The following is a 22,893-nucleotide window of genomic DNA, read 5'->3' on the forward strand; positions in this document are numbered from 1 at the left end:
GCGTGCGCTTTGCAGGCTGACGTCCGATTTGCAGGCCCGCGTCCGATTTGCAGGCCCGCGTCCGCTTTGCAGGCTGACGTCCGATTTGCAGGAGATCCGATCGGCCCAGCTCCACGTATGCGCGTGATCGCGCTCTCCCGCAATAATCCCCTGCAGATCGCACCGAAGTCCTGCCGAGACGGCCCGAACCGGGCAGCTACGTGCGCTGTGCAGGACTACGTGCGCTGTGCAGGACTGCGTGCGGTGTGTAGGAACGGGTTCGATCTGCAAGGTTGCGTGCGGTCTACAGGATGGCGTGCGATATGCATGGGATTCGACTGGAGTGGCGCATCGGAAGCGTAGGAAAGCGCTCTCCCAGATGAATCTCCTGCACATCGCACGGAGGCCGGACGCGCCCCCGAGCGTACGCAGTCCCGTCCCGCCCGGCGAGGCGCAGGGCCCGACAGTGCGAGGAGAGAGCACATCCGCCGCGTCTCTCCGTCCGTCTCGGCTTAGGGAGCGACAATCGCGACGAGGAGGGGCGCCGCCGCGAGGAACACTCCGTTGATAATGAGGAGCAGACGCGCCCGGTGTGGTTTCGCGTACACCACCGCTCCTAATGCCGCGGAGAGTAGCGGCAGGAAGATGATCGAGACCCGCGAGAGCGCGACGAAGCTCGTAATTCCGCAGGAAGCCCAGAACTCCGCGACGGGGTCGATCATCGGATCACTGAGGAGCATTGCGAACATCCCAAGTTTGCCTGCACCATCAACGAGCGAGAGAAGGATGAGCATCTGGATCGCGTAGTAGGTGGGCGGCACGAAGCTGCGCACCCAGAAGTGCCAGCGTAACGCTGCGCAGGCCGAGAGAAGCGATGAGGCGGCGAGATCCACCGCCACGTCATCGGCGAAGACGGACCCGCACCGCTGCCAGCGAAAGACGGTGTCGATGAAAAGGAGGCTGCTCAACCCCCATACGGCGAGGCACACGGCCCAGAGCAGTATGTGAGCCGATACTGTCACGGCGGGATGGCGCGCCGACGTCATGTCCGGATCCGCCGCTGCATGGCTCGAACTCCTCTGTCAATCTCATCTCGATCTGAGTCCCCGAGATGCTCCGGATAATCTTCTCCCGGTGCGACTGCTCGACCTTCGAGCGCCGCTGTTGAGAGAACTCCGCGACATCCCGGCGCGATCCGTGGGACGTCGTGTTCCTACGGGCGGTCGACGTCGCCTCGGCGCGACCATTCGCTGAACGAGGGCGGCACCACGAGGACAGGCTAGTGGAAAGAGTGAGGACCGTGAGCCTCCTCGTAGAGGCGGCGAAAGACCGGACGTTCCTGGAACTCCCATCACCGACGAGAAACTCCGTTGCTGATCTTTGCCGCAGACTGCTGGGCTCTGGACGGTGACAGCGAGTGACGGGACACCGGAAGTGCGGAAGGCTCGCGCTATGGGAAGGTGAGCCGCGCCGCTGCGACCTCCGTTCCGCGCCAGCCCGCAGGTTCCCTCCAAGCACGCGGGATCGCTGCTGTTTTAGCGATTCGCGCGCAATCAGACAACATGTGAAAAGTCTCAGTTGACGAGCCCGGCACTTGAATCTAGCTTGTCGGAACAAGGCCGCCGCTGACAATGTCAGGAGGCGGTAATACCCATAGCGATGGAATATTTCGAACCCGCGGTAAGTGGTCATGTCAGACGAGGAGAATCGCAGAAAGGGAGAGACATCGATGACTGAGGAAATCTTTTGGAAGGATCCAGAATATCGGTTTACTCGATCGAACGATCGAGATTTTTCATCGCATCCCTCTGGGGTAACGCTGCTCACCGATCTCGAACTCGATGAAGCGTTCGGAGGCACGGTGTCAGTGACGCCAGTACCTTCTATCACTGGTGTCGTCGGGTGCTGGACGGTGGGCAACACAGTCTGTAACGGATCATGCGCCGCATTCGGAACAAACGGATGCTGTCACTGAGGGAGTGATGAAAATGAGCAAGTGGGAAATTATATGGAAGGATCCTGAGAGATGTCACGTCCTGGGACTTAAGGCTTGTGACGCAGGCGACCATCCCGTCGGGATGGCCGAGATAGACGAGCACCTGCTCGGCGGCTTTGTCGGTGGCAGAACGGAAGCGCTCGATACGGCCGGATGTTGCAATGGATTCAGCTCAGACAACCGATGGGGCACGAACCCGGTCGACTGCGCATCCACGACACCAGCCTATACATGCTCGGGCGCAGCCTGTCACTAGAGCCAGTTTGCATGTCGTCCAGGTAAGCCGGAGCTGCATGTCTCCTTATGAGAGGCACTCGGTTGAGCCCTCGAATTCCCTTCATGCCATACCGGTCACATCGCGGTCGCCGCTGGTCGGTCGTCGTAGGCTCGAAGTTCAGGCGAGCGGGAGGCCAAGTCTCCGCTGAGTTGTTCAGAGAACTCTGCGACCGAATGTCAACAGGGTTACTCAGAGCAGACGCTACATAGTCTGGGGATCGGCAGCTATCAGGCATATCATCGCGATCCGGCAGGGCCCAAATAGCCCTCGACGCGTCACGCGTGAACTATCCGCAAGCCAAGCGCTGTCGATGAACGAAAGCTCACTGTCTTCAGGCTGACCGTGACGGTGGAACCTCACCGTTCACGCCGCTGCGCGAAGCATGCACAATAGCCGCAACCTGCTACATGCCGACCATGCCGCAACAATCGTAGAAGCTACGAAGCCCAGAGGCCCATCCAGAGCCGTGCTGATTCACTACGAGATTTGTGATCCGCGCCGAACTTCAAGGCGCTGATCGTGTGCCCTGAATAACCCTCCCTGACCTACATCAGTAGGAATATCAGTTCGCCTCAGCAACTAGTGGAAGCCTTCACAAGGTGCGTCGGCCCAAAGGCGGCGTCGGCCAACGGTCGGTGTTGACTCGTACCGCGAACGAAGCGCCGTCCTGTGCTCGATCGCGGGTTCTATCGGCGAGAACGTTCGTATGGGTCGGGATCAGTACTCGCATGAAGATCTCGTCGAGGCTTGCTCGCAAGCTCAGTTGTACGAGGACATTCGGGCGATGCCGCTCGGATTCGACACACCTGTCGGCGAGGGTGGAGCGGGACTCTCTGGTGGTCAAGCACAGCGGCTTGCGCTGGCCCGCGCCCTACTGGGTAGACCTCAATTGCTGTTGCTCGATGAAGCGACAAGCCACTTGGACCTCGAAACCGAAAGGCGCGTGGAGGCGGCGCTCGACCACATGAAGTGTACGCGGGTGGTCATTTCGCACCGGTTGTCTTCGGTAGTCAACGCCGACAGAATCTTCGTACTAGACGGTGGTTGCGTCGTGCAGGAAGGTGTCCACGACGATCTGGTGAATACGGAGGGCGTGTATCGGTCTATTTTCCGCAGCTGAGTTGTAAAATGCTACTGTCGAGCTGAGTGAGCAATTATCCCTTTATGAAGGAGGAAGGCATGAGTGAGAAGAATCTGCTGACATTCTGGAAAGACCCGGAGAAGCGCTTCGAGTCACGAAAAGTTGCCGAGGAGCGCAGTGATCATCCATCTGGTGGGATTATCCTTCCTGATCTCGATGATGCTGTAGCTGGTGGAACGGCCTGGCTGACTCCGGGAGTTGCGGTGACTGGCGCTTTCGGGTGCTTCACCCTGAATAATACCGCTTGCAATGGTACGTGTGGGGTTCGTACTTCGGGGTGCTGTGGATGAGACAGGGGGTTGGCGTATGGATGCAACGACGACTTCACCGGCTGCTGGCAAGTTTCGCTGGCCCGCCTCGGACCTCGCCCGTTATTCCGTATGGTGCGGGTTCTTCTTGCTCAACATTCCTGCAATCGTCTTGGGGCACCTTGCGTGCCGTCGACGTGATCCGGGCGACGACAGGACACTGAGGCTGGCCCGTTGGGGCTTGTTTCTGGGCTATTCCCATTTGGGGGCGGTAATTGTCATTGTCGTCCAGCTGGTAGCCAATGCATCCCTGCCGTTCGCCACTGGCCCGTAGGTTGTTTAACGTGAGCTGGGAACGGCAGGTCTACTCAGGCCGATTCGGCTCGAGATGGCCACGACGATGAGCAGGGACCGCATTTCTCCTGCTCGCCGTTCGCCCTGTAGGAGGGCTGGGTCTGAGCGGCCTCGCCTGACACGTACGCGTCGTAAGTCGCAGGCCACGGAACGCGGAACCGCCGCCGTCGAGTCAACGACGGCGGCGGCTCCGGCTTCCGGAGGCAGGTCAGGTCACGGCGTGCAGGCCATGTTCCCGATCAGGTCCTTCCCCGAGTTGGAGCAGCTCAGCGAGTTGCCGCTGGTCGGCCAGTTCGACGGCTGGTGCAGGTAGACCACGGCGTCCGTGGTCTTCAGCGCGAGGTTGCCGCTGATCGTGTTGTCATTGCCCGAGCCATCGGCGCGGGTGATCACCTGGTAGCCGTAGGTGGTGGTGCCGGAGGCGGAGTTGCCGGCGGCGAGCCAGCCGTTCCCAGAGACGAGGATCATCGAGACGATCTCCGGGGAGAGCCGCGAGCCTCCGAGGACCGTGTTGCCCACGATGTTCCCGTCGAGGGTGCCCTCCTTCGCCTCGATCGGCTCCGCGCCGGTGTCGCTGATCGAATTGTCGACCACGGCGATGCGGGCCGTGCGGTCCGGGTCGCAGCCGTTGTACTCGCACCAGTTGCGGTCGGAGGTGCCGATGTAGACGCCCTCGCCGAACTTGGCGGCGACGAGGCCGGTGCGGCGGATGGTGCTGCCCACGATCAGCGAATCGGTGGTCTGGTTGCGGAAGTGAACCGCTTCGTAGCCGATGTCGGTCACGGTCAGGCCGGCCATGTAAACGCCCTTGCTGGCGAGGACCTGGACGCCCTGGAAGGAACTGCGGACCGAGAAGCCCACCAGGTGCACGTCTTTCACCGTGTTGAGGATGAGCGCGGTGCCGCTGGAGGTCGATCCCGAGGAGAGGACGGCGTTGGGAGAGCCGCAGATCCAGATCGAGCCGGGCTGGGCGGCTGTGCCTCGGAGGGCGAACTTCCCGGTGTACCAGCCATCGGCGAGGCGGATGACCTCCCCGGAGGACGGGTTGCTCAGTGCCGCCACAAGCTGCGCCGAGGTCGACACCGTCTTGGTGGCGGCAGGGCAGTTGAAGGCGGCCAGCAGCGAGGCGCGGGAGTCGAGGAGATCGGTGGTGGTGGTCGCCGTCTCCTTCAGTCGCGACTGGCGCCCGGCGTCGTCCGTGGCCGTGATGGAGTAGGTGTAGGTGCGGCCGACGGCGGCGGTCTCGTCACGGTACTGGCGCATCGGAGTGGTGACCGTGCTGAGGACCGTGTCGCCGGAGCCGTCGCCGTTGGCGCGGTGCACGTCGTAGGAGACGACTCTCGGGCTGAAGGGTGCGTCCCAGGCCACCGTGTAGCCGTCGGTCAGGGGGGAGAGCTCCACCGCGGTCGTCGCCAGGCCGTCCTCGGCGAGCACGAACGCGTCGATGATCAGGTTCCTGTCGGTCGATTTCGCGTTCTTCGTCCCGGTGTACGAGATGGTCACGGTGTGCGTGCCCGCGGAGAGATCGGTCGTCTCATAAACCGGCACCTGGTACTGCGCGGTGGAGCTGTAGCGGTCGACCCTCGTGACGGGGCCGCCGTCGACCGAGATCGCGGCGATCCCCGAGGAGGAGGTCTTGCGGCTGATCCAGCGCCACGACGTGCCGATGAAGGTGAAGGACACTGAGCCGGCCGAGGTCAGGTATTTGATCCCGCCGCCGCTGTCGCCGCCGGCCATCGACTTCCACGATCCCGTGTAGTCCAGCGCGGGGTCCGTCTCCTGCACGGTGAGGCTGGTGGCGCCGGAGGGGTCGAGCACGGGTCCGTCGCCGCCGCCGGTCTCGCTGGCCGGCTGCTCGACGGAGCCGGTCGAGCGGGTGATGTCGAACGCATCGATGACCAGGTTCTTGTCATCCGCGGCGCTGTTCGCCCGCCCGCTCCACGCGATCTTGACGGTGTGGATCGTGTCGGTGAGGCCCTTCTTCGAGAACACCGGGACTTGGTAGGCGGTGGTTGTGGTGTACCGGTCGACCGAGGTGCTCGCGCCGTCGACGGTGACGGTGGCGATTCCGGCGGAGGCGGTGGTACGGCTGATCCAGCTGAAGCCGGTGCCGCGGAAGCTGAACGAAACGGAGCCGGTGCTATTGAGGAACTTGATTCCGCCGCCGCTGTCGCCGCCGGACATCGTGCGCCAGGAGCCGCTGTAAGCGAGTGAGGAGTTGTTCTCCTCAATGCGAGTGCTCTGTCCGGCCCCCGGGTCCAGGGTGGCTGCGGAGGCGGCGGGAGCCGTGAGAGGGGCGACCAGGATGCCGAGAGCGATGGTCAAAGCAGTGGTGAGGGTGAGCCGTGCGCGTCCTCGTCGAGGACGGATTGGGTCTTGCGTTGTCGGAAAGTTCACGATCGACTCCGGGTCATCGAGGGGGCGTGCGGGGGAGGGGGCGAGAGGGGGCCAGAGGGGCTGCTCAAGGGGGTGGTGCTGGCTCTCCAGACGTTATATAGGGGCCGTGCGGACAATGATCGAATGAGGTGGATTCATTTCTTGGTCCCCCATTCGGGCGTGGTGATGGGGCGGGTAGCGGTATATAGGCTGAAGGTCCGCCGAATCACCGGATAAATGCGTAAGCGCGACGATCACAAGCGATGCCGACGATGGACTGGACAGAGGGGATCGGATCAGGAGAAGACTCCGGCAAGGCTCGTTTGTGGGATGGACGAGGGGGAGTGCTTGTCAATCGAGGAACGGCGACCCTACCCGTCGGCTCTGAGCGGGACCCTGTGTCGAGCCGCTGAGCGGGAAGAGACATCGGGTGTTCATACGTCCGACCTCGCTCCGAAACACTGCGATGATGGGCTGTCCAGCAGTGAATGCAGTCGCCTTCGCTTCACGGCTCCGCCGCCGCGGGCGAGTGGCAATCCCAACGAGAGGGAGGACGCGATGGACACGGCAACGACCAGCGACCTCCCGTCGACCCCGCCCTCCCCGGAGCGGCCGCGCCGCCGTCGCGCCCGCGCCGTGATTGCCCGTCTCCTGCTCGTGCCCCTCGTCGTGCTCGCCCTCTTCGGCGCGGGCATCCCGCTCTACGTCACGCCGCCGATGGATCCGATCCCGAAGCAGGCCGACGCGGTGTTCGTGCTCGGCCCCTCCACGAGGGCGCGCGTCGAGTTCGCCCGGCGGATCATCACCTCCGGAGCGACCGACACGATGGTGCTCTCGGTCGGCCCCGGCGAAATGGATGCGCCCTACGAGGAGAAAAAGTATAAGAAGTGCAACGAGCCGGGCGGCGACGTGCTCTGCTATTCGGCCGATCCGCTCACGACTCAGGGGGAGGCTCGGCAGCTGCGCGACATGGCCGACGAATACGGGTGGGATCACGTCATCGTGATCACCAACTCCCCCCATCTCGTCCGCGCGGAGATGATCCTCCAGCGCTGCTATTCCGGCGACCTCTCGATGGTGCCCTCCGGAGAGCCGATGGGGCTCGATTACCTCGTCAGCCAGTACTTCTATCAGACCGGTGGATTCCTCAAGGCTTTCCTCGTCACCAACAGCTGCTGAGGCTTCCAAAAGCTGAGTCTGCCTACGGTAGTCTGCCGAGAGCGTCATCGGCCTTGAGCCCGCTCCCACGCGAACCCCTCCGAAAGGCCCGCCCGTGACACCTGCTCGATCGATCTTCGCCGTCGGCCGCGGCCAGTACGAGAACATCGGCGATATCATCCTCCGCCGCCAGCTCCTCGACTGGCTCCGCACATCCGGACCGCTGCACGTCTACGTTGGCCACTCGCCGTGGGGCTACGACGACGGCCTGCGTCTCGGACCCGATGACACCGTCTACCGCTCGCTTCTGCGCTGGTACGCGGCGCTCGCCCGCGAGGCTCTGGCCGGCCGGGCGAACTCGGTGTTCAAGCCGGGAGAGATCCAGCTGACTCTGATCGGGATGAAGGAGCACCTCGTGATGCTCCCGGGCATCGCCCTGGTGCGTCTGGGCGGCGGCCGCGTGATCCGCGCCGGTGTGGGCGCCCGCAACTTCGCTCCGCTGCCGCGCGCGATCATGTGGCCCTCGATGGCGCTCTCCAGCTACACCCGCTGGCGCGACGACAAGACGGCCGCCTACATGCGCGTCGGCGCCGCAATGCCGGACCTCGGCTACGGCGAGGGTGCGAGCGATGAGGAGCTGCGCGCCTTCGCCGTGCAGCCCGACGAGGAGCGGCGTGTGCTCGTCCTCTCTCTCCGCGAGGATCACGAGGTGGATGCGCGGCCCTACCCCGAGCAGGAGTGGCTGGCCGCGATCAAGGGCTTCGCCGAGCGCGAGGACCTCGACATCGTCGTCGTGACCCAGGTCGCCGTCGACGCCGAGCGCTCCCGCCGACTCGCCGCTGACCTCGACGCCGGGATCCTCGACTGGGATCCGGCGCACACCCACGACGAGCACGAGATCCTGCTGCGCGATCTCTACCAGCGGACCAGGATCGCGATGAGCGACCGGCTGCACGTGATCATCATGGCGTTCACCGAGGGCGCGGCCCCGGTGAGCCTGCAGATGGACGGGTCCACCAAGGCCTCGCGCCACTTCGAGACGATCGATATCCACGACATCACGGTCGACATGTCGCGGACGACCCCCGCGGCGGGCGTCGGGACCTTCTCCGCCGTCCTCGCTCGCCGCGGTGAGCTGCTCGAGAAGCTGCTCGTCGCACGGAGCCGACTCCGCGGTGTCCGCGACGACATCCAGGCGTTGCTTGCGGTGCCGCCGCGCAGCCGTCCGGCCGCCCCTGCGGGCCCGAAAACGGCGATCTACCACGTCGGCCGCAGCGGCGAGGTCCCCGGAGGGATGACGCAGGTCGTCAACGGGTACCTGCGCTGGCCGTTCGCCCGCTCGGACGTCCGGGTCATCTCCTCACGCACGGCACCGGGCGAGCATGTCGCCGCGGCCCGCTTGGCCGCCGGCGCTGCGGCCCGCATCGTCGCACTCTCGCGCCGCGAGCCCGGCAGTGTGATCGTCGTGCACCTCTCGGAGCGCGGCTCGTTCCTGCGCGAGGGATCGCTCCTGCGCCTGGCGCACCGCCTCGGCCTGCGCACGGTCGCCCACCTGCACGGCAGCGAGTTCGCCGCCTTCACCGCGGCGCACCCGCGGCTGGTGAAGGACGTGCTGCGCAGCGCCGACGAGATCATCTCGCTCTCGGAGGAGACCTCGGCGATCTGCCGCCGCTACGTCTCCGCCGATCGCGTGCACCTCGTGCCCAACGCACTCGAGCAGGGCACGCCGCGCGAGAAGACCCGCACCGTCGTCTTCGGCGGCGTCGTCAGCCACCGCAAGGGCGTCGACGTCCTGCAGCAGGCGTGGGCGAAGCTTCAGGGCGTCGAGGGCTGGCGCCTGCTGGTCGCCGGTCCGATCCGCGAGCCCGAGGTCGTCGACCGGAGCGTCCCGGGGATCGAGTTCCTCGGCTCGCTCGAGAACGCCCGCCTCCTCGCGCTGCTCGACGAGGCCTCGATCGCTGTGCTGCCCTCGCGCGATGAGGCGATGCCGATCTTCATCCTCGAGGCCCTCGCCCGCGATGCGGCCGTCGTCTCGACCGCGGTCGGCGGCATCCCCGAGGTCCTCGGCGACGGCTGCGGGCGGGTCGTCGCACCCGGCGACGTGGACGGCCTAGCCGCTGCGCTGAACGAGCTGATCACGGACGCTGATGCCCGCGCCGAAGTCGTCGAGAAGGCTGGAGCGCGCTTCCGCGAGCGCTTCTCGGCCGACGCCGTGTTCCCGCGCGTCGAGGAGGTCTGGCTCGGCTGAGCCGCCTGCGACTTCACCCCGGATCCCGCCCGTCGCCCCTCTTCGGGGTGGGGCGGGGCCGGGGGAGCGTAAAATCGCTGACGTCCGCGGCGCCGTGCCGTCGTGCGCTGTGCCGTTCGTTCCCGGACGCCTTCTTCCTCCATCCCAGAGAGGCTCGACTGTGGCCATCGCCGCCGACTCCGACCGCCGCCTGTGGACCCTGCCCCTCGCGCGCGCCGTGATCGCTGCGGTCGCCGGGTGCGTCGTCACGTTCTCGTCCGACCACGGGCCCGCCTTCGGTCTGGCCGTCTTCGGCGGCTTCGCGGTAGTGACCGGCGCGGTCTCGCTCGCCCTCGGGCTGCGCCGCTGGAGTGGTCGTGCCCGCCCGCTCGCCGTCGCCTCCGCGGTACTCACCCTGCTGGCCGGTGTCGCCGCGTTCCTCGCGCTCCCCGTGGCGAACCTGCTCTCTTTTGTCGCCCTCGTCGCCGGCTGGGCGCTGCTCTCCGGCTTCCTCGAGTTCTCGAGCGGACGCCGTAGCCAGGGTCTCGTCGGACGCGACGCTGTGATCGTCGGCATCGGCACCATGCTGCTCGGCGCCGCCTTCGGACTCCTTCCGCCGCACCCCGTGGTCACCGTCGGTCTCCTCGGCGCTTACGCCGTGATGCTCACGGTGTACCTCGCGATCGCGGCGTTCTCGCTCAAGTGGGCCACAGCTGCCGCCACCGGACACGACCCCGTCGGCCCCACGACACCGACCTCCGGAGGAGACCGATGACCGCCGAAGGCCAACAGCCTGACCCCGCCTCCGGGGCCGAGCGCGACCCCGGCGAGTTCACGCCGCGTACGTTCCAGCCGAGCCGGAAGGACCGCCTCCGCCCGCTCGAACTGATCGGCTTCTCCGCGGTGATGTCCGCCTTCGTCGGCCTCGTCGTGCTGCTGTCCACGCGTGAGGCGGTCGTCGCGCTCATCTCGTTCGGAGTGGCGTTCATCGTCGTCCTCGTCGCGATCGCCATGTTCTCGCTGACGTTCAAGCCCGACGACGCCGAGATCGCGGACATCGACGAACAGGACGCGCACGGCGCGTGATCCAGCGGGCTGCGCTCCGGCCTGTCACGTCGGCTTGTCTCGGCCCTGTCTCAGTGCCCTGTCGCGTCGCTTGAGGTGATCCGTCGCGAACTGTCGGTCGGCGCGCGGTCAGAGCCGGAGGGCGAGCGCCTCGCTCTGTCAGCGGCGGTGCAGGGCCCAGGGATCGGGCTCGCCGGCCCGCACGGTCTCGACGTCGGCGTCGAGCGCCGTGCTGCGGGCGAACCACTCGGTGCGCTCCAGGCGCTCGACGGCGAACTGCGCGTGCCGGTGCTGTTCGAGCGCACGTCCACCGCGCTCGACGGCGAGTAACTCCTCGTGTCGGAGTCGGTGCAGGCGCTGGCGCGGGGTGGTGCTGGTGCTGGTGCTGGTGCTGATCTTTATCCGCGCGCCGAAGCGGATGGAGTAGACGACGTCGACCCGTGGCGGGGGCAGTTCGCCGTCAAGCGTGTCTCCGAGCCGCCACTCGCAGGCGGCGCAGAGCCACGCAGAGGGAAGCCGCACGCCGAGTCGTCCCCCACACGCCGCGCACGCTACCCGCCACCCCCGACATCGCCTGCCCTGCCCGTCCCGCATGTCCGCGGCACCGGCCGAGCGTCAGCCCAGGCGGTCGACCAGCGCCGAGGCGAGCCCCGTGTAGCTCGCCGGCGTCAGCGCCAGCAAACGCTCCTTGGCCGCGTCGCCGATGTCGAGGCCCTGCACGAAGACTGCGAGGTCGTCGGCGCCCAAGCGTTTGCCGCGGGTGAGGTCCTTGAGCAGCGCGTAGGGGTCGGTGATCGAGGAGCGGCCGGCCGCCACCTCCGCACGGATCACCGTCTGGATCGCCTCGGCCAGCACCTCCCAGTTGCCGTCGAGATCGGCGGCGAGCGCGGTCGGGTCGAGGTCGATCTCGAGCAGGCCGCGCGCGATGTTGTCGAGGGCGAGGAGCGAGTGGCCGAACGCGACTCCGATGTTGCGCTGCGTGGTCGAGTCGGTGAGGTCGCGCTGCAGGCGCGAGGTGACCAGGGTCTGTGCGAGCGAGTCGAGCAGAGCGCTTGAGAGTTCGAGGTTCGCCTCGGCGTTCTCGAAGCGGATCGGATTGATCTTGTGCGGCATCGTCGACGACCCGGTCGCTCCGGCCTGCGGAATCTGTCGGAAGTAGCCGAGGGAGATGTAGGTCCAGACGTCGGTGCAGATGTTGTGCAGGATCCGGTTGGCGTGCGCGGCCCTGCCGTAGAGCTCGGCCTGCCAGTCGTGCGATTCGATCTGGGTGGTCAGTGGGGTGAAGACGAGGCCGAGGGAGGTGACGAACTGCTCGGCGAGGGCCGGCCAGTCGGTGCCCGGGTCGGCGGCGAGGTGCGCGGCGAATGTGCCCGTCGCTCCGCTGAACTTGCCCAGGTAGTCGGTGGCCTCGATCTGCGCGATGACCCGCTCGAGCCGGTACGCGTAAACGGCGAACTCCTTGCCCATCGTGGTCGGGGTCGCCGGCTGGCCGTGCGTGCGGCTGAGCATCGACTCGTCGCGGTAGCGGACGGCGAGTTCGCGCAGCGAGTCGACGACCGACCGCAGCTTCGGCAGCCAGATTTCGCCGACAGCCCGGCGGACGACGATTGCGTAGGAGAGGTTGTTGATGTCCTCGCTCGTGGCGGCGAAGTGCGTGAGCTCGGCGATCCGCTCGAGGCCGAGGTCGTCGAGCCAGCGGCGGACGAGGTACTCGACCGCCTTCACATCGTGGCGGGTGCGAGCCTCGAGGGCCGCCAACTCGTCGATTTCCGGCTGGCCGAAGTCGCGGGCGCGGCGGCGCAGCTCCTCGGCGGTCGCGGCATCGACGGGCTCCGAGCCGAAGAGGCGCCGATCGGTCAGGGCCAGCAGCCATTCGACTTCGACGTGCACCCGTGCGCGGTTCAGTCCCGCCTCCGAGAGGTACTCGCCGAGCGACGAGACGGCGCCGCTGTAGCGGCCGTCGAGGGGGCTCAGCGGCTGGGTGGGGAGCGAGGTCATGCGGTGGTGCCTTCCGGTTCTCAGGTGTCCTGCACGAGGGCGGCGCGTGCGTCGGTGGAGTCGGGGCGGACCGAGCGGTTGCCGCGCAGTCCGGGTTCGATCTGGGCGAAGAGGGCTCGGCAGGCGCGCTCGATGAGCGCGAGCACCGAGTCGAACGCCGCCGCATCGGAATAGTAGGGGTCGGGGACGTCGCCCTGCGGAGAGAGGCCCGGCTCGAAGTCGAGCAGGCGGCGGATCTTGTGCTGGTCCACCTCCGTGCGGGCCCAGGAGCGCAGCGCCCGTTCGTGTCCGTGGTCGAGCGCGACGACCAGGTCGCATTCGGCAAACCGGGACGGATCGAAGAGCTGGGCGCGGTGCCGACTGCCGTCGAAGCCGTGCCGCTCAAGCGCGTCGAGGGCCCGGCGGTCGGCGTGCTCGCCGAGGTGCCACTCGCCGGTGCCGGCCGAGCTGATCTCGATCGCTGAGCCGAGCCCAGCCTGCTCCGCGAGCGAGCGCAGCACCACCTCGGCCATCGGCGATCGGCAGATGTTGCCGGTGCAGACGAAGCACACGGCGAAGGCCGAGGGCGTAGCGGAGTCGAGGGTCACCCGCCCATCATGGCGCACCGAAGCTCCTCCACAGCAGGCCAATTCCAGCCGTTGTCCACCGATGTCGCGGGACTGCGCTCGGTCGGTCGTGGGGACGTCGATGCTGGTGCCGAGGCCGTGGAGTCAGTCCTGACGGCGGCGGAGGAAGGGGCGCAGGAGGAGACCGATGAACCAGTTCACCAGGGCGAGCACGAGGGCACCGAGCACGCCCCACCAAAAGCCGTCTACGACGAGTCCGAAGCCGAAGAGCCCGCTGATCCAGGCGGTCAGCAGCAGCAGGAGCCCGTTCACGAGGAACGAGAGGAGGCCGAGCGTGAGTAGGTACAGGGGGAACGCGATGACGCGCACGACCCCGCCCACAACGGCGTTGACGACTCCGAAGATCACCGCGACCAGCAGGTATGTGAGCACCGCGGCGGCCGGGCCCCCGTCGTACGGGTCGACGCGGACACCTGCCACGACCAGGGTCGTGAGCCAGATCGCGACAGCATTGGTCAGGAGGCCGAGGAGAAGTCTGCGCATGCCTCCACTATTCCCGGCGACGGCGCAGGTCGCGAGCCGGGGCTCAGGTGAGGGGCCCGCCGATGGTCGGCTCCGGGCCGGGCGTGCAGAGCCGGGGATCGTCGGCGCAGGTCCGCGGGGGGAGGACGGGCGCGGGCTCGGGTTGTGGCTCGGGTTCCGCGGTCGGCTGCGGGGCTGGCGCCTCCGGAGCAGCCGGTTCCGGGGCCGGCGCCTCCGGAGCAGCCGGTTCCGGGGCCGGCGCCTCCGGAGCAGGAGTGGGACTCGCAGCGGTGGGGTCGGGTATCGGCACCTGGCTCGGAGCGGGTGCGGTGCTCGGCCGCGGAGCGGCGGGCGGTGCGGGGCGCGGGGGAGGGCCGACTCCGCTGCCCGGCTCGGGGATCAGCGGCTCACGTGCCTCGATCACGGCGAGGGCAGGGGGAGCGAGCGTGGCTCCGGAGGCGAGGGCGCCGCGGAGCTGCTCGACGGCGTCGGTCAGGGTGCTTCGCCGAGCGGCCGACCCGCGGCCGAAGGCGAGCGTCGCCGCGCCGAGACCGAGGACCCGCTCGGCCAGAGCGGTTCGCTGCTCGGCCACGGCGGCCGTCGCCTCGGTGATGGCCTCCGCCGAGCCCCCCTCCAGCGCGGCGTTGAGGATTCCAATCGCGACGAGCAGATCGGTGCGGGCCGCACCCGCGACGGCGCCGTCGGTGGCGGTCAGCAGCGCCAGCGAGTCGTCCCGGAGGGCGAGACCGGCCTCGCGGGCGGCGGTGTAGGCGGGCGGCGCGGCCACGTCGATCGAGGTCTCGCGGAGGGTCGGGGTCGGCCGAGCCCCCTCCGACCCGGGTGTGCAGGCCGAGAGTACGCCGGCCGCGATGACCAGAGTGATCGCCGCGGAGGTGCCACGGAGAAGTGCTCGCGCACCCCTGCACCGCTCGGTTCGCCCTCGACTCCGCATCTCTGCACCCTAATCGGGGGATGGCCGCCGTGGGCACCCGTCCCCCCATCGATTCGTGTCGTTGAGCCGCGTTCGAGGCGGTACCCCGACGGGGGACGGTGCCTCCGAGCGGCCGTCTCGGGCCGGCGACGGCGCGCGCCGAACGAGGCAGTCCCCGTGCCCGTGCCGCCTAGCATGGGGCGGGTGACCGACCAGCAGGAGCCTCCCGTCCGCCTCCGACCCGAGATCCTGGCGCTCCCCGCCTACAAGCAGGGCCGCGCAGCCGCCTCCGACGCGTTCAAGCTCTCCTCCAACGAGAACCCGTTCGACCCGTTGCCCTCCGTGCTCGAGCGGGTGCGCGAGGTCGACGACTTCAACCGTTACCCCGACGCGGCGGCCACGGCGCTGTGCACGGCGCTCGCCGCTGCATACGGCGTCCCCCTCGAGGAGGTGATCGTCGGAGCCGGCTCCGTCGCGGTCATCGCTCAGCTGATCACCGCGGCGGCCGGCCCGGGCGACGAGGTCGTCTACGCCTGGCGCTCGTTCGAGGCCTACCCCTCGCTCGTCACCACCGCCGGAGCGACCAGTGTCCGCGTACCGTTGCGCGCCGATGACACTCACGACCTCGATGCCATGCTGCAGGCCGTGACCGAGCGCACGCGCCTGCTCATCGTCTGCAGCCCCAACAACCCCACCGGCACCGTCGCCACCGCTGACGACGTCGAGGCCCTCCTCGAGCGCGTACCGAGCGATGTCCTCGTGCTCCTCGACGAGGCCTACGCCGAATTCGTCGGCGACGAGCGCGCCGTCGACGGCACCCGCTTGCTCGGCCGCTTCCCCAACCTCGTGATCGCCCGCACCTTCTCCAAGGCGTACGGGCTGGCGGGGCTCCGTGTCGGCTACGCGATCGGTCACGCGCGGATCCTCGATGCCGCCCGCTCCACCGCGATCCCGCTCTCCGTCACCCGGTTCGCCGAGACCGCGGCCGTCGCCTCCCTTGAGCACCGCGCGGAGCTACTCGAGCGCGTTCATCGCATCACCCGACTCCGCGACGACCTCTGGCGGGCGCTGCTCGACCAGGGCTGGACCATCCCGGAGTCGCAGGCCAACTTCCTCTGGTTCGACACCCGCGAGGAGACGGCGCGGGCCGCCGAGGTGTTCGCGCGGGCCGGAGTCGTGGTCCGGGCGTTCCCGCCGGAGGGTATCCGTGTGTCCGTCGGCGAGGCGAGTTCTGTGGACAAGCTCCTCTCCGCGGCCGCCGAGATTGTGGCTTCCCTCCCCGAGGGCCATCCCGCGAGACGGATAGGTTAGTCGGGTGGTAGCCACCAGCACGGAGTCGCCGACTGTCCAATTCCTCTCCGCGGACGGGCGGTTCTCACCGACCCCCGCGGCCGAGCAGTACGCCTCCTACCTCGAAGGGGTGGACGAGGCCCAGCACCGTTCCTTCTACCGCGAGATGGCGGTGGTCCGGCGGTTCGACATCGAAGCCGCGAACCTGCAGCGCCAGGGCCAGCTCGGCCTGTGGGTGCCGAGTCACGGCCAGGAGGCCGCGCAGGTCGGCTCCGCCTTCGCCATGCGCCCGCAGGACCACGTCTTCCCCTCCTACCGCGAGCACGTCGTCGGCAAGATCCGCGGCATCGACCTGCTCGGCGTCCTCGCCCTCTTGCGCGGCACGACGCACGGCGGCTGGGACCCGAACGATCCGGCCAACGGCAACTTCCACATCTACACGCTGGTACTCGGCTCGCAGGCGCTCCACGCCACCGGCTACGCGATGGGCCTCACCCTCGATGGAGTGACCGGAACGGGCGACCCCGAGAAGGACGAGGCCGTCGTCGTCTACTTCGGCGACGGCGCCTCCAGCCAGGGCGATGTGAGCGAGGCGATGGTCTTCGCTGCGAGCTACCAGACGCCCGAGGTCTTCTTCCTCCAGAACAACCACTACGCGATCTCGGTACCGGTGGCGACGCAGTCGCGCAGTCCCCTCTACCTTCGCTCCTCGGGCTTCGGCATCCCGGGCGTGCAGATCGACGGCAACGACGTGCTCGCGAGCTACGCCGTCACCGCCAAGCACCTGCACGACGCGCGCTCCGGCGGCGGACCCCAGTTCATTGAGGCTCTGACCTACCGGATCGGCGCGCACACCTCGAGCGACGACCCGACCAAGTACCGCACCGACGACGAGCTCGCGTCGTGGGTCGCGAAGGACCCGATCACCCGCTTCGCCGCGTTCCTGCGGAGCGAGGGCGTGCCGCAGTCCTTCTTCGACGACGTCGACGAGGAGGCGCAGGACTTCGCGTCCGACATCCGTCGGCGCCTGCTCGCCCTTGAGGCGCCGCCCGCGGGCATCATCTTCGACAACGTCTACTCGGAGCCGCACGCGCTCGTCGAGGACCAGAAGGCATGGCTACAGCGCTATGAAGAATCGTTCGGAGGCGAGTGATGACGATCGACACCAGCACGATGACCGCGCAGGCGGCCCCCACCGGGTCGCAGCTCGAGTCGATGTCCATGGCCAAGGCGCTCAACGCCGGCCTCCGCCGCGCCATGACGCAGGACGACCGCGTTCTGCTGATGGGTGAGGACATCGGCCCCCTGGGCGGCGTGTTCCGCATCACGGAGGGGCTGCACGCCGAATTCGGAGCGAAGCGCGTGCTCGACACGCCGCTGGCCGAGTCCGGCATCGTCGGCACCGCGATCGGACTCGCCATGCGCGGGTTCCGGCCGGTCTGCGAAATCCAGTTCGACGGATTCGTCTACCCCGCGTTCGACCAGATCACCTCCCAGCTGGCCAAGATGACCAATCGACACGAGGGCACCATGACCATGCCCGTCGTCATCCGCGTGCCCTACGGCGGCCACATCGGAGCGATCGAGCACCACCAGGAGAGCAACGAGGCGTACTTCGCGCACACCGCCGGTCTGCGCGTGATCAGCCCATCGACCCCGAACGACGCCTACTGGATGATCCAGGAGGCCATCGCCTGCAACGATCCCGTGATGTTCTTCGAGCCCAAGAGCCGCTACTGGCCCAAGGGCGACGTCGACCTCAGCTCCTCCGGCCTGCCGCTGCACGCCAGCCGCGTCGTCCGCCAGGGCACCGAGGTCACCCTCGTCGGCTGGGGCCCGATGGTCGCCGTCCTGCTCCAGGCCGCCGAGCTCGCGGGCGAGGAGGGCACGAGCGTCGAGGTCGTCGACCTGCGCTCGCTCTCGCCGATCGACTGGGAGCCGCTGCTCGCGTCGGTCCGCAAGACCGGTCGGCTCATCGTGGGGCAGGAGGCGCCCGCGAACGTCAGCCTCGGCTCCGAGATCGCGGCGACGGTCACCGAGCGGGCCTTCTTCTCGCTGGAGGCGCCGGTCCTGCGCGTCGCCGGCTTCGACACCCCCTTCCCGCCCGCCAAGGTCGAGAAGCTCTTCCTCCCCGACGTCGACCGCGTGCTCGAGGCCGTCGACCGCTCGCTCGCGTACTGACGCCCGAGACATCCGCCCGTTCGAGCCCCCAGGAGTCCCCCCGATGACAGAGCAGTTCCTCCTCCCCGACGTCGGTGAGGGTCTCACCGAGGCCGAGATCGTGGCGTGGCGGGTCAAGGTCGGCGACGAGGTGGCCGTCAACCAGGTCCTCGTCGAGATCGAAACCGCCAAGTCACTCGTCGAACTCCCCTCGCCGTTCAGCGGCACCGTGGTCGACGTGCTCGTCGACGAGGGCGAGACAGTCGACGTCGGCACTGCGATCATCACGGTGCACTCCGGAGCAGGAGTGGTCGGCTCCGAGGTCCCCGCGATCCCCGCGCACCCCGCGCAGGCAGGCAGGGCGCCCGTCCCCTCCACTACCGAGCCGGGCGAGGGCTCCGGTGCGGCGCTCGTGGGCTACGGAACCGCCGGCGGCCAGGTGCAGACCCGCCGTCGCCGATCCGGCGCCGCCGGGCCGGCCGCCGCACCCGCGCGCCCGACCGCACCCGCCCGTCCCGCCTCCGTGCCCGCCGCCGCGGCGCTTCCGGTCATCGCCAAGCCCCCCATTCGCAAGCTCGCCAAGGACCTCGACGTCGACCTCCTCGATGTGCAGGCAACCGGCCTCGCCGGTGAGGTGACCCGCGACGACGTCATCCGCCACGCCTCCCAGGCCAGCGTCTTCCGCAACATCCAGACCCCGGCCTGGAGCGACGACCGCGAAGAGCGCATCCCCGTCCGCGGCGTCCGCAAGGCCATCGCGGCCGCTATGTCGACCAGCGCCTTCACCGCTCCCCACGTCAGCGTCTTCGTCGACGTCGACGCGACCCGGACGATGGAGTTCGTCAAGCGCCTGAAGAACTCGCCCGACTTCGCCGGGGTCAAGGTCTCGCCGCTGCTGATCATGGCGAAGGCGATCATCTGGGCGGTTCGCCGCAACCCCACAGTCAACTCGGCCTGGACCGACTCCGAGATCATCGTCCGCCACTACGTCAACCTCGGTATCGCCGCAGCCACCCCGCGCGGCCTGCTCGTCCCCAACGTCAAGGATGCGCAGTCGATGAGCCTCCTCGAACTCGCCCAAGCCCTCGAGAAGCTCACCCTCGACGCCCGCGACGGCAAGACGACAGCCGCCGACATGCAGAACGGCACCATCACCATCACCAACATCGGCGTGTTCGGGATGGACACCGGCACCCCGATCCTCAACCCCGGCGAAGTCGCGATCATCGCCCTCGGCACGATCAAGCAGAAGCCGTGGGTCGTCGACGGTGAAGTCCGCCCCCGTTTCGTCACCACGGTCGGCGGCTCCTTCGACCACCGCGTGGTGGACGGCGATGTGGTCAGCCGCTTCGTCGCCGACGTCGCCAGCGTGCTGGAGGAACCGGCGCTTCTGCTCGATTGAGTCGCCCGGAGCAGTGAGGACAACACAACCTCAGCTGAGAGGGGGTCTCATCCACGATGGTGGATGAGATGGCCTCTCAGCTGACGTTGTGTCGGAGACACCCGGGCGCCGCGGACGCTGGTGTCAGCGTCGATGCTCGCGCCGACGCAGCCGTCGCGCAGCTCTTCGAGGTCGTAGGCGAGGGGATCAGGGAGCGCGGCCATCGTCCACTCTGCCGTGGAGTCCAGAGCGGACCATCCGCCAGCGGCGATCGGCCCTACGCCGTGAGTGCGACTGCCGTCCACGACACGGGCGGGAGGGTCAGCGTCAGCACCCCGTCCGCGAGCGACGCGGCGGCCCCGCGCAGGCGCACGCGGTGCTGATCGTCGCGAGTGTTCTTGGCGTAGGGGTCCTCGTCGAACAGGGCTGCCGCCTCCGCGACGCTCGAAACGCCGAGGCCGCTGACGTCGACGGTGACCTCGATCGGCTCCGTCTGCGAGCGGTTGACCAGGAACACGGCCGCGCGGCCGTCGTCCACCGTGGCGACGGAGTCGATCAGGGGCGCGTCGCCGTGGCGAGCGGTTGAGTAGGTCCCCACGTCGATCCGGGGGCGCAGTACCGAGCCGGAGGCCAGGCGTGCGGTCGTCGAGAACGGGAAGAAGGTGGTCTGGCGCCAGGCACCGCCGCCCGGCTCGGTCATGATCGGTGCGATCACGTTGACGAGCTGCGCGAGGGAGGCGGAGGTGACGCGGTCGGAGTGCTTCAGCAGCGTGATCATCAGGTTGCCCAGCACGACGGCGTCGGCGACGGAGTAGACGTCCTCGAGCAGGCGCGGGGCGTAGGCCCATTCGCGAGTGCTCTGGTCGCCCTCGGCGTCGGCCTTCTCCTTCGCGTTCCACTCGGTGAGGTACCAGACGTTCCACTCGTCGAAGGAGAGCTTGATGTCCTTCGTCTTCTTGAGCGTGAACTTCACGTGGTCGACGGTCGCCGCGACGGTGGCGATGAAGTACTCCATGTCGAGGGAGGACGCGAGGAAGGAGCCGAGGTCGCCGTCGTACTCCTGGTAATAGGCGTGGCAGGAGACGTACTCGACGTCGTCGTAGGTGTGCTCGAGGACCACGCGCTCCCACTCGCCGAAGGTCGGCATCGACGAGCCGGAGGAGCCGCAGACGACCAGCTCAAGCGAGGGGTCGGCGATCTTCAGCGCCTTGGCGGTGCGGGAGGCGAGCTTCCCGTAGTCGTCGGCGCTCATGTGGCCGACCTGCCAGGGGCCGTCCATCTCGTTCCCGAGGCACCACATCCGGATGCCGTAGGGCTCGGTCCCGCCGTTGGTGATGCGCTGGTCGGCGAGGGTGGTGCCGGCCGGTCCGTTGGCGTATTCGAGTACGTCGAGCGCCTCGAGGACACCGCGGGTTCCGAGGTTGACGGCGTACATGATCTCGCTGCCGGTCAGTGTCGCCCACTTCGCGAAGTCGTCCAACCCGACCTCGTTCGTCTCGAGCGAGTGCCAGGCCAGGTCGCGTCGGCGGGGGCGCTCGGAGCGCGGGCCGACGCCGTCCTCCCAGCGGTAGCCCGAGACGAAGTTGCCGCCGGGGTAGCGGATGGTCGTGGTGCCCAGCTCCTTGACCAGCTCGACGACGTCGAGGCGGAAGCCGTCCTCGTTCGAGGTGGGGTGGCCGGGCTCGTAGATGCCGTCGTAGACGCAACGGCCGAGATGCTCGACGAACGAGCCGAAGAGGCGCGGAGTGACGGGGGCGACGACCGCGGTGGGGTCGAGGCTGACGCGCGCGGTGGCGGCGGGGACGGAGGTCATGGGGGCCTTTCGGGCGTCTGGCTCCCGCGGGCTCGGCGGTGAGCAGCCATTCTAACGTTGTAGATGATGCTCCGCTCCGCCCTCGCCGCTGTCAAGAGCAGTCCTGCTCCGGCCCCGGTCCCCGCCTCCGCCCAGTGCGCCTGTGCTCGACCTCGCGCGCGGCGGCCGCAACCGGATTCGCGGACGGGGCTTCCGCCGCCCCCACCACGACGGCACCCGTGGCCCAGCGCGGCACTTCACCGGAGTCGCGGGCGGCCCGCTGTACCTCGGCGGCCCGCGAGATCTGCCGCTGCGGGACCTGTGGCTAGGCCGACTCCCGCGCGAGGACGGTGAACGCAGCCTCGTGCAGGCTGCCTGGCCCTGTGCGCGAGCCGTCGATCCGGGCCTGCAGCAGCTCGACCGCTGTCCGAGCGATCTCGTCGCGCCCGGAGTTGACGCTGGAGAGGCTGGGGGAGGAGTAGCGCGCCTCGTCGATGTCGTCGAAGCCGATCACCGCCACGTCCTCGGGTACCTGAACCCCTGCCTCCTGCAGCACCCTCACCGCGCCGAGCGCGAGGGTGTCGTTGAGTGCGAACACGGCGTCGAAGTCGAGCCCGGAGGCGAGCACGCGCCGCATTGCCTCTGCGCCGCCCGAGCGCCGCCAGGGTCCGGAGACCCCGATCATCCGCTCGTCGTAGTCGATGCCCGCGTCGGCGAGCGCGGCGCGGTAGCCCTCGAGGCGGAGCGATGCCGAGCTGACGGCAGCGTCGGGGAGCGTCCCGAGCGCCACGATCCGTCGTCGACCGGAGGCGAGCAGGTGCGCGGTCGCTGCGCGCGCGGCCTCGACATTCTGCATCGTGACGTGGTCGACCAGCCCGGTGAAGATCCGCTCGCCGAGCAGCACCAGGGGGAAGTCGACCACGAGCGCGTCCTCGTCGGCGAGGCCCAGCGGGCTGAACAGCAGCCCGTCGGTGAGCTGCCGGCGCTCGCTCGCGAGCACGCGGCGCTCGCGTTCGGGGTCGCCGCCGGTCTGCTCGATGAGCACGGTCAGTCCCTGCGCGTCGGCCGCGCGCATCACGCTGTCGGCCAGCTCGGCGAAGTAGGGGAGGCTCAGTTCGGGCAGGGCGAGGCCGATCACGCCGGTGCGCCCGCTGCGCAGGCTCCGCGCCGAGAGGTTGGGTCGGTAGCCCAGCTGCGTGATGGCCGCCTGCACCCGTGCGCGGGTGGTGGGGCGCACATGCGGGTAGTCGTTGATGACGTTCGAGACGGTCTTGATCGAGACGTCGGCGGCGCGGGCGACGTCGTGCAGCGTGACGGCCACGGTCCTCCCTCCGCTTGTGTCTCACGCTACTCCGCGGGCCGGTCGGCGCCCTGACGGAGATCGACGGCACTCATGCCGCGACTTTGACAATCGTTATCAATAGTCGCTACC

The 22,893-nt window shown here is 68.2% G+C and carries 20 protein-coding genes; 11 read left to right on the plus strand and 9 right to left on the minus strand.

The genetic code is table 11. The annotated features are described in order from the left end of the window. Window positions 1-491: 491 nt before the first annotated feature. The gene (locus A6122_RS01335; protein ID WP_068250676.1) at window positions 492-1,025 is read right to left on the minus strand and encodes a hypothetical protein; all 534 of its coding nucleotides are present in this window, start codon (window positions 1,023-1,025) and stop codon (window positions 492-494) included. A 683-nt stretch (window positions 1,026-1,708) separates the two neighbouring features. Between A6122_RS01335 and A6122_RS17645 the strand changes: the two genes are divergently transcribed. From A6122_RS17645 to A6122_RS16275, 3 genes are all read left to right on the plus strand, one after another. Further along, window positions 1,709-1,954, plus strand: a complete 246-nt coding sequence (locus A6122_RS17645; RefSeq protein ID WP_167542329.1) for a mersacidin/lichenicidin family type 2 lantibiotic — start codon at window positions 1,709-1,711, stop codon at window positions 1,952-1,954. Window positions 1,955-2,958: 1,004 nt separating this feature from the next. Then, window positions 2,959-3,372, plus strand: coding sequence for an ATP-binding cassette domain-containing protein (locus A6122_RS01340; RefSeq protein WP_068250679.1), 414 nt, complete (start codon window positions 2,959-2,961; stop codon window positions 3,370-3,372). A gap of 59 nt (window positions 3,373-3,431) precedes the next feature. Next, entirely contained in the window at window positions 3,432-3,683 is a 252-nt protein-coding gene (locus A6122_RS16275) for a hypothetical protein (protein WP_146076742.1), read from the plus strand. A 525-nt stretch (window positions 3,684-4,208) separates the two neighbouring features. Here A6122_RS16275 and A6122_RS01345 read toward each other — a convergent pair. Continuing rightward, window positions 4,209-6,320: a hypothetical protein gene (locus tag A6122_RS01345; RefSeq protein WP_068250682.1), complete on the minus strand. Its 2,112-nt coding sequence runs from the start codon at window positions 6,318-6,320 to the stop codon at window positions 4,209-4,211. Window positions 6,321-6,929: 609 nt separating this feature from the next. Between A6122_RS01345 and A6122_RS01350 the strand changes: the two genes are divergently transcribed. The 4 genes from A6122_RS01350 (at window position 6,930) to A6122_RS17190 (ending at window position 10,842) form a co-directional block, all read left to right on the plus strand. Next, a complete protein-coding gene (locus A6122_RS01350) occupies window positions 6,930-7,550 on the plus strand; it encodes a YdcF family protein (RefSeq protein ID WP_068250684.1) in 621 nt (206 codons plus the stop codon). A 94-nt stretch (window positions 7,551-7,644) separates the two neighbouring features. Then, window positions 7,645-9,777, plus strand: a complete 2,133-nt coding sequence (locus A6122_RS01355) for a glycosyltransferase family 4 protein (protein WP_068250687.1) — start codon at window positions 7,645-7,647, stop codon at window positions 9,775-9,777. A gap of 160 nt (window positions 9,778-9,937) precedes the next feature. After that, entirely contained in the window at window positions 9,938-10,531 is a 594-nt protein-coding gene (locus tag A6122_RS01360) for a DUF308 domain-containing protein (protein WP_068250690.1), read from the plus strand. Continuing rightward, window positions 10,528-10,842: a hypothetical protein gene (locus A6122_RS17190; RefSeq protein ID WP_237358215.1), complete on the plus strand. Its 315-nt coding sequence runs from the start codon at window positions 10,528-10,530 to the stop codon at window positions 10,840-10,842. The genes A6122_RS01360 and A6122_RS17190 overlap by 4 nt, the downstream gene beginning before the upstream one ends. A gap of 138 nt (window positions 10,843-10,980) precedes the next feature. Here the strand turns inward: A6122_RS17190 and A6122_RS01370 are convergent, their stop codons facing one another. From A6122_RS01370 to A6122_RS17085, 5 genes are all read right to left on the minus strand, one after another. Then, the gene (locus tag A6122_RS01370) at window positions 10,981-11,343 is read right to left on the minus strand and encodes a hypothetical protein (RefSeq protein WP_084415738.1); all 363 of its coding nucleotides are present in this window, start codon (window positions 11,341-11,343) and stop codon (window positions 10,981-10,983) included. A 93-nt stretch (window positions 11,344-11,436) separates the two neighbouring features. After that, window positions 11,437-12,819, minus strand: a complete 1,383-nt coding sequence (purB, locus tag A6122_RS01375; protein ID WP_068250696.1) for an adenylosuccinate lyase — start codon at window positions 12,817-12,819, stop codon at window positions 11,437-11,439. A 20-nt stretch (window positions 12,820-12,839) separates the two neighbouring features. Beyond that, entirely contained in the window at window positions 12,840-13,406 is a 567-nt protein-coding gene (locus tag A6122_RS01380) for a low molecular weight protein-tyrosine-phosphatase (protein ID WP_068250699.1), read from the minus strand. Between the two features lie 123 nt (window positions 13,407-13,529). Next, window positions 13,530-13,928 carry a phage holin family protein gene (locus tag A6122_RS01385; protein WP_068250701.1) on the minus strand — a complete coding sequence of 133 codons (399 nt, stop codon included), beginning with the start codon at window positions 13,926-13,928 and terminating at the stop codon, window positions 13,530-13,532. Between the two features lie 43 nt (window positions 13,929-13,971). After that, window positions 13,972-14,859: a hypothetical protein gene (locus A6122_RS17085; protein WP_068250702.1), complete on the minus strand. Its 888-nt coding sequence runs from the start codon at window positions 14,857-14,859 to the stop codon at window positions 13,972-13,974. A gap of 174 nt (window positions 14,860-15,033) precedes the next feature. On the opposite strand from A6122_RS17085, the gene hisC reads away from it, so the two are divergent. The 4 genes from hisC to A6122_RS01410 are packed head-to-tail and all read left to right on the plus strand — an operon-like array spanning window position 15,034 to window position 19,690. Beyond that, on the plus strand, window positions 15,034-16,149 hold the full coding sequence (hisC, locus tag A6122_RS01395) for a histidinol-phosphate transaminase (RefSeq protein ID WP_068250703.1): 1,116 nt from the start codon (window positions 15,034-15,036) through the stop codon (window positions 16,147-16,149). Window positions 16,150-16,153: 4 nt separating this feature from the next. Beyond that, window positions 16,154-17,281: a thiamine pyrophosphate-dependent dehydrogenase E1 component subunit alpha gene (locus A6122_RS01400; protein ID WP_068250710.1), complete on the plus strand. Its 1,128-nt coding sequence runs from the start codon at window positions 16,154-16,156 to the stop codon at window positions 17,279-17,281. 20 nt (window positions 17,282-17,301) lie between these two features. After that, a complete protein-coding gene (locus A6122_RS01405; RefSeq protein WP_068256807.1) occupies window positions 17,302-18,309 on the plus strand; it encodes an alpha-ketoacid dehydrogenase subunit beta in 1,008 nt (335 codons plus the stop codon). Between the two features lie 43 nt (window positions 18,310-18,352). Further along, complete coding sequence (locus tag A6122_RS01410; RefSeq protein WP_068250713.1) at window positions 18,353-19,690, plus strand: dihydrolipoamide acetyltransferase family protein; 1,338 nt, start codon at window positions 18,353-18,355, stop codon at window positions 19,688-19,690. A 256-nt stretch (window positions 19,691-19,946) separates the two neighbouring features. Here A6122_RS01410 and arfA read toward each other — a convergent pair whose 3' ends face one another. Beyond that, window positions 19,947-21,482: an arabinosylfuranosidase ArfA gene (arfA, locus tag A6122_RS01415; protein WP_068250719.1), complete on the minus strand. Its 1,536-nt coding sequence runs from the start codon at window positions 21,480-21,482 to the stop codon at window positions 19,947-19,949. A 304-nt stretch (window positions 21,483-21,786) separates the two neighbouring features. Beyond that, window positions 21,787-22,782, minus strand: a complete 996-nt coding sequence (locus tag A6122_RS01420) for a LacI family DNA-binding transcriptional regulator (protein ID WP_068250721.1) — start codon at window positions 22,780-22,782, stop codon at window positions 21,787-21,789. Between the last annotated feature and the right edge of the window lie 111 nt (window positions 22,783-22,893).

This window comes from Rathayibacter tritici, assembly GCF_001641005.1.
GTDB lineage: Bacteria > Actinomycetota > Actinomycetes > Actinomycetales > Microbacteriaceae > Rathayibacter > Rathayibacter tritici.

Coding starts and splice junctions, on each gene's coding strand:
- A6122_RS01335 (WP_068250676.1), bottom strand. CDS start 1,025: ATGACGTCGGCGCGCCATCCCGCCGTGACAGTATCGGCTCACATACTG.
- A6122_RS17645 (WP_167542329.1), top strand. CDS start 1,709: ATGACTGAGGAAATCTTTTGGAAGGATCCAGAATATCGGTTTACTCGA.
- A6122_RS01340 (WP_068250679.1), top strand. CDS start 2,959: ATGGGTCGGGATCAGTACTCGCATGAAGATCTCGTCGAGGCTTGCTCG.
- A6122_RS16275 (WP_146076742.1), top strand. CDS start 3,432: ATGAGTGAGAAGAATCTGCTGACATTCTGGAAAGACCCGGAGAAGCGC.
- A6122_RS01350 (WP_068250684.1), top strand. CDS start 6,930: ATGGACACGGCAACGACCAGCGACCTCCCGTCGACCCCGCCCTCCCCG.
- A6122_RS17190 (WP_237358215.1), top strand. CDS start 10,528: ATGACCGCCGAAGGCCAACAGCCTGACCCCGCCTCCGGGGCCGAGCGC.
- purB (WP_068250696.1), bottom strand. CDS start 12,819: ATGACCTCGCTCCCCACCCAGCCGCTGAGCCCCCTCGACGGCCGCTAC.
- A6122_RS01385 (WP_068250701.1), bottom strand. CDS start 13,928: ATGCGCAGACTTCTCCTCGGCCTCCTGACCAATGCTGTCGCGATCTGG.
- A6122_RS17085 (WP_068250702.1), bottom strand. CDS start 14,859: ATGCGGAGTCGAGGGCGAACCGAGCGGTGCAGGGGTGCGCGAGCACTT.
- hisC (WP_068250703.1), top strand. CDS start 15,034: ATGGGGCGGGTGACCGACCAGCAGGAGCCTCCCGTCCGCCTCCGACCC.
- A6122_RS01405 (WP_068256807.1), top strand. CDS start 17,302: ATGACCGCGCAGGCGGCCCCCACCGGGTCGCAGCTCGAGTCGATGTCC.
- A6122_RS01410 (WP_068250713.1), top strand. CDS start 18,353: ATGACAGAGCAGTTCCTCCTCCCCGACGTCGGTGAGGGTCTCACCGAG.
- arfA (WP_068250719.1), bottom strand. CDS start 21,482: ATGACCTCCGTCCCCGCCGCCACCGCGCGCGTCAGCCTCGACCCCACC.